At 47.1% G+C, this 11401-nt stretch carries 12 protein-coding genes; 1 reads left to right on the top strand and 11 read right to left on the bottom strand.

Features of this window, described 5'->3' with window-relative positions; translation table 11 throughout:
* Both AC1DUA_RS12945 and AC1DUA_RS12940 read right to left on the bottom strand, forming a co-directional pair.
* Nucleotides 1–657, bottom strand: a 657-nt coding sequence (locus AC1DUA_RS12945; protein WP_477500149.1) for a response regulator, incomplete at its 3' end; no start/stop codon positions are given.
* Nucleotides 658–829: 172 nt separating this feature from the next.
* Nucleotides 830–1690: an AraC family transcriptional regulator gene (locus AC1DUA_RS12940; protein WP_477500148.1), complete on the bottom strand. Its 861-nt coding sequence runs from the start codon at nt 1688–1690 to the stop codon at nt 830–832.
* Between the two features lie 143 nt (nt 1691–1833).
* Between AC1DUA_RS12940 and AC1DUA_RS12935 the strand changes: the two genes are divergently transcribed.
* Entirely contained in the window at nt 1834–3345 is a 1512-nt protein-coding gene (locus AC1DUA_RS12935; protein ID WP_477500147.1) for a sulfatase family protein, read from the top strand.
* 401 nt (nt 3346–3746) lie between these two features.
* Here AC1DUA_RS12935 and AC1DUA_RS12930 read toward each other — a convergent pair whose 3' ends face one another.
* The 9 genes from AC1DUA_RS12930 to AC1DUA_RS12890 all read right to left on the bottom strand — a co-directional run.
* Nucleotides 3747–4619, bottom strand: coding sequence for a sugar phosphate isomerase/epimerase family protein (locus tag AC1DUA_RS12930; protein ID WP_477500146.1), 873 nt, complete (start codon nt 4617–4619; stop codon nt 3747–3749).
* A 4-nt stretch (nt 4620–4623) separates the two neighbouring features.
* The gene (locus AC1DUA_RS12925; RefSeq protein ID WP_477500145.1) at nt 4624–5895 is read right to left on the bottom strand and encodes an alpha-L-fucosidase; all 1272 of its coding nucleotides are present in this window, start codon (nt 5893–5895) and stop codon (nt 4624–4626) included.
* Complete coding sequence (locus AC1DUA_RS12920) at nt 5892–6836, bottom strand: DUF4091 domain-containing protein (protein WP_477500144.1); 945 nt, start codon at nt 6834–6836, stop codon at nt 5892–5894. The genes AC1DUA_RS12925 and AC1DUA_RS12920 overlap by 4 nt, the downstream gene beginning before the upstream one ends.
* Entirely contained in the window at nt 6770–7414 is a 645-nt protein-coding gene (locus AC1DUA_RS12915; RefSeq protein ID WP_477500143.1) for a hypothetical protein, read from the bottom strand. The genes AC1DUA_RS12920 and AC1DUA_RS12915 overlap by 67 nt, the downstream gene beginning before the upstream one ends.
* A 19-nt stretch (nt 7415–7433) precedes the next feature.
* Complete coding sequence (locus AC1DUA_RS12910; protein ID WP_477500142.1) at nt 7434–8006, bottom strand: type 2 periplasmic-binding domain-containing protein; 573 nt, start codon at nt 8004–8006, stop codon at nt 7434–7436.
* Entirely contained in the window at nt 7990–8922 is a 933-nt protein-coding gene (locus tag AC1DUA_RS12905; protein ID WP_477500141.1) for an extracellular solute-binding protein, read from the bottom strand. The genes AC1DUA_RS12910 and AC1DUA_RS12905 overlap by 17 nt, the downstream gene beginning before the upstream one ends.
* Before the next feature lie 36 nt (nt 8923–8958).
* On the bottom strand, nt 8959–9858 hold the full coding sequence (locus AC1DUA_RS12900) for a carbohydrate ABC transporter permease (protein ID WP_477500140.1): 900 nt from the start codon (nt 9856–9858) through the stop codon (nt 8959–8961).
* A gap of 37 nt (nt 9859–9895) precedes the next feature.
* Nucleotides 9896–10822, bottom strand: coding sequence for an ABC transporter permease (locus AC1DUA_RS12895; protein ID WP_477500139.1), 927 nt, complete (start codon nt 10820–10822; stop codon nt 9896–9898).
* A gap of 199 nt (nt 10823–11021) precedes the next feature.
* Nucleotides 11022–11401, bottom strand: a 380-nt coding sequence (locus AC1DUA_RS12890; RefSeq protein WP_477500138.1) for a helix-turn-helix domain-containing protein, incomplete at its 5' end; no start/stop codon positions are given.

Raw genomic sequence — 11401 nt, 5'->3', positions numbered from 1 at the left:
ATCCATCACTTCTTGCACAATATTATAAGCCGCTGATCGAAAAAGCTCGGGGTCATTGTGCCACTTGTCTCTGCTAATTTCGTCCAAATCGTCAATATCAACCGCGACGACAAGGTAATTCGGAGCACTCAGCGCAAGTCCGAAATAATCGAGCCTTTCCATAATATTCGCTTCGCTTAGCGTCCCACCAATTAATTGCTCCAAGAACCGCTCCCGGAGTAAGGGTAAACTCTGATAAAGCTGCATCTTCAGATGAGATAGATTTTCGCGACTTTCCGCTTCCTTATCCAATTCATCTTTCGCTTTATTCAGTAGACTACGAAGTTCGTTCGCCGTAATCGGTTTGAGGACAAAATCATGTACTTTCAAACGTAGTGCTTTCTGAGCATAGTCAAACTCATCGTGACCTGTGAGGATGATAACTTTGATGTAGGGATAGCTCATTTGTATTTGCCTAGTAAATTCAATCCCGTCCATAAAAGGCATACAAATATCTGACAATACGAGATCAGGCCTGAGATCAGCAATAGCCTCCAGTGCCTCGCTGCCATTCCTGAAGTCTCCCATACATTCAAAACCATGTTGTTCCCACGCAATGCTTTCCCTGATTCCTTCTCTAACCTCCGCCTCATCATCTACGATTATAATTTTATACATAGAGCCCCTTTTTTTCTTTACACAAAATGGATTTCCAGTCGATCTAGAAACCCTGACAAAAAAAAGGATAACAAACAAAGGAAACACACAATATATTAAGTGAATTTCATTTGTTTCTCGTGATTTATCATCATCATACAAGTCTTTACTAATCTCGTGAAGAGTCTAATTTCTAACAAATTATTCTTTTGGAAGTCCCTCTGTATGAGCTAGGCGAAACGCCGAAGTATTTGGTAAACGAGCGGGTAAATGAATAAAGCTCCGGATATCCGAGCGATAGTGCGATCTCTGTCACGGATAATGCTGTTTCTCTCAGCAAGCTTGCCCCTTTCGTGAGCCTGACTTTCTGTAAATACTGCTGCGGCGAGACCCCGTATTTATTGCGAAAGGAGGCAAACAGATGGGAACGATGAACGCCCACTAAACGCGCAGCATCTTCAATTCGAATATGTTCGGTCGCATGCAAGTCCAAATACTCCTTCACATCATCAAGCCAGTCTACCTTTCTTACCCGTACTAAACGTGAGGAGGCGCTGTTCATTTTCCAAAACAAATCGTACAGTAAGCTTTGCTCTTGAAGAACGTCTTTTTCCGGCTGGCTGACCGTTTCGAGAATGTTCCGCAAAGCGTCCCCTACTTCCGAGTTGATGATCTGTTGCAACCAAAATATATCTGTTGTGAGCCCTAATTGCGCTGTAAGATAAGGAAGCTGATTGCCTTCCATCGCCAGCCACGCCATTTTGAGCGGTTTCTCGTCTGACTCATGAATCGTTTCGTACGTATATGTTTGTTTAGGAAACAAACAGAACAAATCGCCTTTCGCAAGTTCAATTGTCCGATTGTTGGCGGAAACCCTCACCTTCCCCTGCAGAATCCAATGGATGCTAGTCTGGTTAATCACTTTGGGACCTGCCATATAATTGGGCTTTGCCTCATTCCGTCCCGCCCTCACAATCCAGCAGCCTCCCGCCGTTTGTAAAGGGGATGGAAGAGAATACCAATAATCCGCATATTCTAACGCATATTCTTGCATGGCTTCTCGTTCCTCCTGTATAGCCAACATAATGAATCCAACATAATGACAAGTGCAAAACATATTGATATTTAGCTATTTTCTCATCAATCTTATACTTATATCAAGCATTCATATCTACATATTAGAAAGGAGAAGACACTTTGAAAAGACCTAATATTCTTTTGATCACGAGCGATCAACAACATTGGGATACACTGGGTGCCTTTAATTCTGAACTCTCCACTCCCAATCTGGATCGTCTGGTACAGGAGGGCACAACTTTTACGCGTGCGTACTGCCCGAATCCGACTTGCACACCTACCCGCGCTTCCATCATCACCGGCATGCACCCAAGTCAACATGGGGCTTGGACACTTGGCACTAAGCTCTTCGAAGACCGCCATACGGTCGGCGAAGATTTCAAAGAAGCTTCTTACCGTACCGCTTTAGTCGGCAAGGCACATTTCCAGCCCCTGCGGGAAACCGAAGCTTATTCTTCTCTTGAATCAGTCCCGCTTCTGCAGGATCTTGAATTCTGGAAAACATTCGACCAAGTTTTCTATGGATTTGACCATGTAGAGCTAGCTCGCAATCATACGAATGAATTCCTTGTCGGTCAACATTATGCGCTTTGGATGGAGGAAAAAGGATGTACGAACTGGAGAGATTATTTCCTCGCTCCAACAGGTACGATGGATCCTTCCAAACTGCATCACTGGGATATCCCGGAGGAGTACCATTACAACACATGGATCGCTGAAAGAACAAACGCGCTGCTGGAGCAGTACAAAGATTCAGAAGAGAATTTCTTTCTGTGGTCCAGCTTTTTTGACCCTCATCCGGATTATCTCGTTCCGGCTCCATGGGATACGATGTATGACCCGAATCAGTTGACGATACCTGCCGTTACACCTGGCGAGCATGACCAGAATCCGCCGCATTTCGGATTAACGCAAGAAGCCGAGCCTGATTTTTCCCATTTGCGTGAAAGCGGATTTGGTATCCACGGGTATCATTCGCATACGAAGCTGCCTGAAAGCGAGCGTAAGCAATTAGTTGCAACCTACTACGGCATGATTAGCTGTATGGATAAATACATAGGCCGTATCCTGGATCGACTGGATGAACTCGGCCTTGCCGACAACACGATCGTGGTGTTTACCACCGATCATGGACACTTCTTCGGTCAGCACGGCCTGCAGTATAAGGGCGGTTTTCATTACGAGGATCTTATCAAACTTCCGTTTATCGTTCGATATCCCGGACATGTGCCTGCGGGTCGAACATCGCCGGCCATTCAATCGCTCGTCGATTTGGCTCCTACCTTCCTGTCCATGGCAGGAATTCCTATTCCTCACCATATGACGGGAGTCGATCAAAGCCGGGTATGGACTGGCAAAGCCAGCATGGCTCGCGACCACGCCATCTGTGAATTCCGTCATGAGCCAACGACCATTCATCAGAAAACGTATGTCGGAGAGCGATATAAAATCACCGTGTATTATAACCAAACCTACGGTGAAATTTTTGATCTGCAAGAAGATCCGGGTGAAATTCGGAACCTATGGAACGATCCTGAGTACGCTGTGCTCAAGTCCGAGCTGCTGTTGCGGTATATTTGGGCCGAGCTGGGCAAGGAATCGATGCCGATGCCGCGCATCTGGGGCGCATAACTAGCTGTGCGGCTGTGTGGAACCTTATTTAGTGGAACCACAGGACGCTATTTGGGCGAAAATATGAGCTTCGTGGGTGGTGGGGGAACTACAGGACCTTATTTCAGCTAAAAGAGCGCCATTTCTTCTGAAAATGGCAAAATATCGGACCACAGTTCCCCTTCACCGGCTCATACGCCAATTTTCGGTGAAATAACGCCTTGTAGTTCCCATTTGAGGGGAGCAGCATCGGGGTCGGGCTTGGGGCTTGGGCTTGGGCTTGGGCTTGGGCTTGGGCTTGGGCTTGGGCTTGGGGGTCGGGGTCGGGGTCGGGGTCGGGGTCGGGGTCGGGGCTCGGAGCTCGGGGGTAAAAAATAGCTGCCAAACGCTTGTATCAAGCGGAGGCAGCCTTTTACTACATGCTAATTTTCATTCCATAATCTTCGCAAGTTGTTCATGCCGAGCCGTGACCCCAACTCGCAATCTTCCATCCCTTCGAATTCCACCGTTACATAGCCGTCATAACCTGAGCTTTTGATCAGCTTGACGACTTCGCGGATCTCGATATCCCCTTGGCCAACGATCGCGCCCCGCAAATAATTCCCATTGGACGTTCGGAACCAATTGCCTTCCCCCGGGTCTTGGAAATACGGTCTGAAGTAAAAATCCTTAAAGTGTATTAAGGATGCATACGGCAAGTTCTTGCGCACGCCGACCAACGGAGCTTCATCTACACACATAAAATTGCCTACATCCAGCGTTGTTTTGAAATTAGGACGATTTACTTCGAGCAGCACACGCTGCACGCGATCGCTTGCTTGTACGGAAAATCCATGATTTTCGATCGTCGTCGTAATGCCGTATTCGGCCGCATAATCAGCAATGATCCGGCTGCCGCGAACAATAAGCGGCAAGCTATCTTCAAAGTATTGGATCGTCATTTTCTCAGGAGGTAATGTGAAAGCGGTAACATCATGACGCATATGCGGAATGCCCAACCGATGTACAAGATCAACATGCTGCTTGACCCGATCCATCTCCTCTTCGAATTCCGCCTCCGTTTCCTGTACGAAATTGGCGGGAATAGAATAGTTGGAAAGGTCGATGCCGACCATCTTCGCCTTATCTCTAAGCTGATCAGCGAGTTCAAGATTATCAACCAACGTGTAGCCGTAAGGAACAAGCTCCAGATGTTCGCCGCCATTCGCTTTTACCCAGTCAACAGCATCCAAAATTGTCATCTTCCCTGATTTCAACGCTTGCAGCAAACTGTATGAACTTAGCCCGATTTTCATCTTCTTACCTCCCGTTTTCATTTCCAATACCCACATGATGAAAGCTTAGTCCTTGAAGATTAGCTTCTTGATCACTTTCCGTGATCTCAATAATAACTCCGCGGACTTTGATGGCTGGGACTCGAATGATAGCTTTGTGGCCGATATGTTGTCCCTCATAAATGGTTACAGGCCGTCTCGATTTTTGCGTGATGATACTAATCTTAAAGCTTCTGACATGTTCGCCGTTAGTTAAATCCTCTTCCAGGACAACAAGATCAAGCATCTGTGCTTGCTCTGTCTCATACACCCACGTAAGCCCCTGCTTATCGCATTGCGCTAGCGTGGCAAATGGACTTCCGACATGTCTGCGAATTTCGGAGCCGAAATCAAGCAGCCTTTCCACGTCCTTCTCAGGAAGCAAGCCGCTGCGATCCGGCCCGATATTGAGAAGCAAGTTTGCTCCCCTGCCCACCGAATGCAAATAAATGCCCATGAGTTCTTCCACACTTTTCAGGGTATGTTCGTCGTTGTCGCTATAAAACCAATTCCCCCGCATCTGGACATCGCATTCCGCAGGCAGCCACAAACGATCACCTAACTGCTCTTTCTTCTCCGTCAAAATGGAAAACTCTGTCGCGTCTACGACATTGAAGCAGGGCACAGGCGCAATGCCGTCCTCATTGCCTACCCACCGAAAATCAGGGTCGCCCATATTAAAAATCAGAATCTGAGGCTGCATGCGGCGAATTTCACCAATAATGCGATTCCAATCATACGAATGCCCTTCAGAGCCGCAACCGTCAAACCAAAGGATGTCAATTTCTCCATACTCACTTAGCAGTTCGGTTATCTGATTAACGAAATAATCATCATAGGCTTTCGCATCCTGGGTGTAGAAATCCGCAGAACCATCAAACGGCGAATAGTACAGCCCCGGTTTCACATCATATTTGCGGCATGCCTCAACAAATTCGCGAATGACATCCCCTTTCCCTTCCTTCCACGGAGAAGCTGCCACACTAAATTGACTGTAGCGGGAAGGCCAATTGGAAAACCCATCATGATGCTTCGCCGTTAGAACGGCGTAGTTCATTCCGGCCTCTTTGGCCGTTCGAATCCACTGCTCACAATCCAAACGAGCGGGGTTGAACGCGGCCGGGTCCATCCGCCTTTCATCGAAATCAACGTAACCTTCGTAGAACGTGCGCAATCCAAAATGAAGAAACAAGCCAAATTCCCAGTTTTGATAAGCTAGTTGTCTGGCAGTGGGGGTTAACTTCTGAACAAGATTCATCTCATCCGACCTTTCTCATTCCCTTGATATAATCGCTCATAGTCATCTACCTTAAAACTGTACAACTGCTCTGCTTTTTTTCCAGATAAGGGTGCAAGCTCTCTCGGATGCTCGAATCGGAATACAAATTGAAGCATTTCTTCCACATACGCTTCCTGTCCGTTTCGTTTCAGAAGCTGCATGTATTCGTAGTCACGAATGCCACGCTGCAGCCATTTGTAGCGTAGTGAAAGCAGCGGTTTGCCGTTTTTCCCCGGGTACACGAAATTCGTATCGCCCGCCTTCCAAATCAGAGGCCTATACGATAGCTGCTCCAGCGGTTTGTCTGGCCATACGGTATAGTTCCAGCGCAGAAAGCCGTCTAATTTCAGCTTTTCCACGAGCCAAGGGATAACCCGAGACTCGATCGAGGGCGAACTAAGGAACGTGTTCGGTTTCTCAGGCGAGCAGCAGACATAATACGCGAATGTCCCCTTCGTATCCTCTCTCAGCTGCGCAAGCTGTTCAAACTCCTCTGCCGCGCAGTCGAGACCAGGCACATAATCCATGATTCCTTCGATATTTTTACGAATAAAATCCGTATGATTGATTGCTGCTTTATACCTCAGCGAGGGCGCCATTTCGCGTAAGCAAGCTATACTTGCCTCGAATAAGCCGATATCCTCCGGTTCATCAGCAACAACACGAACACGGTCGATCCACCCTTTGGCCATAAAGTGCTGTTCTAACGCTACGACATAATTTTCGAGATCCCTTTTATCCCGAATAAAGGCATAACTGCCCGTTGCTTCATCCAAAAAGCGTACGCGGATGGCATCAGGGTAATCCTCCACGACCGCGCCGTAACCCTCATCATCGTGTTTCCAAATGTTGATTAAACCGAACACTTCCAGTTCTCTGTCAATGCCATGCTTCGCCCCCAGCTCAATATATCGATCCAAGTGCGCAAAATCGTAGTTATATTACAGTTATGCTGCCACAAGTCCAAATAAAAAGTATAGTCTTGATGTTTCGGCAGCGCTTGTTCACGGATCGTCAAACGAAACGTCAATTCGCTTTCCAAAACCTCATCCTCGAACATCGAATGTGTATAGAACTTTACCTTTCCTTCATATTGACCGGCGGCAGCCGATTCATCGGCATGAAGCTCCACCCAGATAGGCTGGATCTGGCGTTTCCGAACAAATTGAAAGGCTTCATCCAGCAGTACATCGGATATCATGGCGCGATTATCGCCCTCAATCAACCCGATTAGCTGAAAGTCAACTTGACAAGGAGCATCCRTCTCCACTTCGATGCGTACAATTCGAATCGGCCCTCCCTTCCATAACAGCGCATCCCGGCTACGTGTAACAAGCAAATCTTCTTGATCGGAGCTGATCAATGCCTGAAAGGCTGCGCTATCATTGATACAGCAGGCAAGGTCTACGTGCTTCACTTGCGTATCTTCGCGCCCCTGATTCCACCAGTTAGCTGACCAAATATACTTATAGAACATGTTTTGCAAACCGTAGTTCATTATATTCGTCACCTCTTCGTTACTTCTTGGCAACAGCCTTTTGGTAAATCTCGATATATTTAGCAAGCTGCAGGCCGTCAAAGCCTTTTACATAGCTGTCCCATTCCTTATCGATGTCTTTGCTGCCCGTGATGAACTGCGCCATGTTGGACTTGATGTAATCGCGAATTGTCGTTTTCAATTGCGCAGCAATTTCCGCATCATCCAGTGCGATGAATACGCTGGATGGATACATAACCTTCGATTGGAATGGTTCGTATTTCTCTGATTCACGTTTCAAACGGACTTCATACGCCCCTTCTGCAAGCGGATCTTGCAGCGCTGCCCATGAATCGCGATATTGGAACGTACGCAGCGACGGCCCGATTTGCTCCCAACCATCATTGTGCGTAGGCTTGTTATCAACCTTAGGAATGACCGCATATTTCGCCTGCTTGCCGTTCATATCAAGCTCGCCGTCTTTCGCTTTGCGCCATCCTACGTTTTCCGTGCCGCGCTCTTCCAGGACAATCGCTTCTTCTGTGTACAAATAATCGGCCAATCGGATCGCAGCAATTTGCTGCTCTTTGGTCGCTTTATTCGTAATCGCCATTTGAGAGCTGCCCACTCCCGCGAAGTAGCCCGCTTGCTGGACACCATTGGGTCCTTTGAGCGGAGGAACGGTTACATAATCTTTGTGACGTGGGTGCTTCTCGTCTGGCGAGTGCGCATAACTGATCAATGCGGTCGTTATGCCGCCCAGTACATTTGCGTCCTGGCGGTTGCGCGATATTGCCTGCCCACATGTCGTCCGAACCAGTCAGCGGTATTTCGTCTTTTTTCCCATTGCCGTTCGGATCTTTTTCCTTAAAAGCTTTTAACACTTCATAGAACTCATCTGTTGTCGTTGGCATTTTCAGTCCAAGCTTATCCAGCCAAGCTTGGTTAATCCACAGCTTCTGGGCATAATTACAGTGATAGCACTCGTTCACTTGCGGAAGGGCATAGATATTGCCATCCGGCGATGTGATGGAACTTCTCAAGTAAGGCAAATCAGCCATGGCTTTCTTGAAATTAGGCGCATATTTATCAATCAGATCGTTCAACGGAATAAACACACCTTGTTTGCCATACTTCATCTGCTCATCTTTGGTTAAAACCCCTTGCAGAATCACTTCAGGGTAATCACCACTTGCGAGCATGAGCTGTTTGCGGTCATTCAGCGCTTTGTCAGGTACGAGATCCCACTTAATTTGGATGTTCGTCTTGTCCTGCAGATATTTCGTAAAAGAGTTGGTCTCCATATTTTCGATACTGGCCAGCTGTGGCGCGAACATTCGGATCGTCATCGGCTTTTTCACAATCGGATATTGTCCAACAGGTGTGAAATCCTCGCTTGCGACTGGCGCGCCGCCTGCAGATGAGTTATCCACGGGTGTGCCAGTATTTGTGCTGCAAGCGCTCAAGATGAGCGAGACACATAACGCAACTCCAACAGCGCCGGTATATGATTTCTTCCAATTTCTCATAGTGACAACTCCTCTTTTTTTACAAAACATGTAAATTCATCCTTTAAGTGAACCAATCATGACACCTTTAACAAAATGCTTCTGCACAAACGGATAAATAATGAGGACTGGCGCGCTCGCCACGACAATTAACGAATACTTCAGCAGGTCCTTCAACCCTTGTTGGGCCAGCATCTGATCGACTTTGGACACCATCGTTGGATCTATGGTATTGAGAATAAGAATGTTGCGCAGAACGATCTGCAGCGGGAACAAATTCGGTGATTTTAGGAAAATCAAAGCATCGAAGTAGGCATTCCAATGACCCACGGCATACATCAATGTCAGCACAGCCAGAATCGGCTTGGAGAGCGGGAGTACGATACTCGTAATGAATCGGATGTCGCTGCATCCATCGAGTTCCGCCGCTTCCGCAATTTCATCTGGTATCGATGTTTGAAAAAAGGTGCGGGCGATAATGACTTGAAACACCGCCAAGGCCCCTGGCAAAATCATCGCCCACCGAGTGTCAAGTAGATGCAGATTTTTGACCACGAGATAGAAGGGGATAAGTCCTCCCTCGAACATCATCGTGATCACGAGAAGCACCATGATGACATTGCGGCCGTAGAATGTCTTTTTGGCGATGGGATAGGCCAGCATGACGGTTAACGCGACGTTGACGATGGTACCGACCACTGCGTAAAAAAACGAATTCATGTAACCGGTTACGATTTGCGGATTGCGGAACACCGCCTTGTAACCCTCCAGCGTTACATCAACTGGAAGCAGCCACACTTTGCCGGAGACGACGGCTTGTGGTGAGCTGAATGATGAGCTAATGATGAAAATGAGCGGAAACAGGACGACAATTAACACCGCGCTCAGAAAGATATAAATACCGAGCAGAAACAATCGGTCGCCCTGCGATTCGCGAATTCTTGACGTTTTTATCATAGAGGATCCTCCTTCTTACGGACTACGGCGCCAGCGGTTACCATAAACTCGAACTGGACAACTTTTTGGCAATGTAATTGACCCCTACAAGAAGAATCAGATTGACAACCGAGTTGAAGAAACCAATCGCTGCCGAGAAGCTGAAGCTGGAACTGAGCAGCCCCACTTTGTACACATAGGTCGAAATAACTTCTGACGTGCTGACGTTGAGCGGATTTTGCATCAAATATATTTTTTCGAAACCAAGCTTCATGATGTTGCCTAAATTGAGAATAAGCAGGATGACGGAAACCGGGATCAAGCTCGGAATATCAATGTTTATAATTTTCTGCATGCGGGACGCGCCGTCCACTTTGGCCGATTCATAAAGTTCAGGATTAACGCCTGACAAGGCCGCAATATAAATGATGGCACCGTAACCCGTGTGCTGCCAAACATCCGACCAAACGTAGATCGATTTGAACAAGCTGGGAATACCCATGAAGTTGGTATTGTCCACACCAAGTGTGTGCAGAAACTTGCTGATAATTCCAACATTAGGCGACAAGGTGACGATGAGGATAGACACCATGATGACCGTCGAAATAAAGTAAGGCGCGTAAGTAATCATTTGCACGCTGCTTTTGAAAAAGCCGTTACGAATCTCATTCAAAGCAAGCGCCAATAGGATCGGAGCTGGAAAGCCCACAAGCAAACCGTACATACTAATTCCCAGCGTGTTCTTCAAATACAGCCAGAAATTCGGAGATTCGAAAAACTGTTCGAAGTATTTCAGACCGACCCATGGGCTGCCCCAAATGCCTTTAATGACGTTGTAATCTTTGAAAGCAATAACGACGCCAGCCATTGGAATGTACTTGAAAATGACCAAATATAGCAGTGGTAAACCTACAACCAAATATAACTGCCAGTGACGCTTCATCTTTTTCATGGACGTTCCTAATTCCTTCTGCATGCTTAACATTGGCTCCTTCTCCTTTCGTCTGGATGGAATGCGCTTTCACACCTTCATCGTAAAGGTGATCGCAGGCTGCTGCAAGAAACAAGAATCGTACCCTTAACCGTTTTCGCATACTTTCTTATCTACTGAAAAAGCGCGCAGCCCCGGAGGTTCTCCGGAGCTGCTGCGACTAAGTAAACTATTTTCTACGGTTTAACCAAATTCACCCAATCTGTTTGCGCACCGCATCCTCGCGGAATTCGCTAGGTGAACAGCCAACCACTTTCTTAAACACACGGCTGAAAGAGATCGCGCTTGTATAACCGATCTGCTCAGCCACCTCTTGCATGGGTGCTTGCGATTCCGCGAGCAGTCGCTGCGCTACCTGAATGCGGATATCAATCAGGAAGTCGACGAATTTCTGTCCCGTCTCTTCTTTAAACAGCTTGCTTACATATTTGCTATTAATCTTGAACGTTGAGCTGAGATAATCAAGCGACATATTCGGATTGGCATACTCTTCTTCAATGAACTTCCGCATATCACGAACCGTTGCTGCATGCAGACGTTTGTCCTGCGCTTCTAGCAGACAAGTGTACAAAC

The sequence above is a fragment of the Paenibacillus sp. 01T422 genome (genome assembly GCF_056398785.1).
Note: the sequence above shows the minus strand (reverse complement) of the source record. Positions and strands in the feature narration are given on the sequence as shown.

Bases quoted from the DNA above. Each gene is read 5' to 3' on its own strand.
- AC1DUA_RS12900 (WP_477500140.1), bottom strand. From the start codon at position 9,858: ATGATAAAAACGTCAAGAATTCGCGAATCGCAGGGCGACCGATTGTTT.
- AC1DUA_RS12910 (WP_477500142.1), bottom strand. From the start codon at position 8,006: ATGGCGATTACGAATAAAGCGACCAAAGAGCAGCAAATTGCTGCGATC.
- AC1DUA_RS12895 (WP_477500139.1), bottom strand. From the start codon at position 10,822: ATGTTAAGCATGCAGAAGGAATTAGGAACGTCCATGAAAAAGATGAAG.
- AC1DUA_RS12930 (WP_477500146.1), bottom strand. From the start codon at position 4,619: ATGAAAATCGGGCTAAGTTCATACAGTTTGCTGCAAGCGTTGAAATCA.
- AC1DUA_RS12940 (WP_477500148.1), bottom strand. From the start codon at position 1,690: ATGCAAGAATATGCGTTAGAATATGCGGATTATTGGTATTCTCTTCCA.
- AC1DUA_RS12925 (WP_477500145.1), bottom strand. From the start codon at position 5,895: ATGAATCTTGTTCAGAAGTTAACCCCCACTGCCAGACAACTAGCTTAT.
- AC1DUA_RS12905 (WP_477500141.1), bottom strand. From the start codon at position 8,922: ATGAGAAATTGGAAGAAATCATATACCGGCGCTGTTGGAGTTGCGTTA.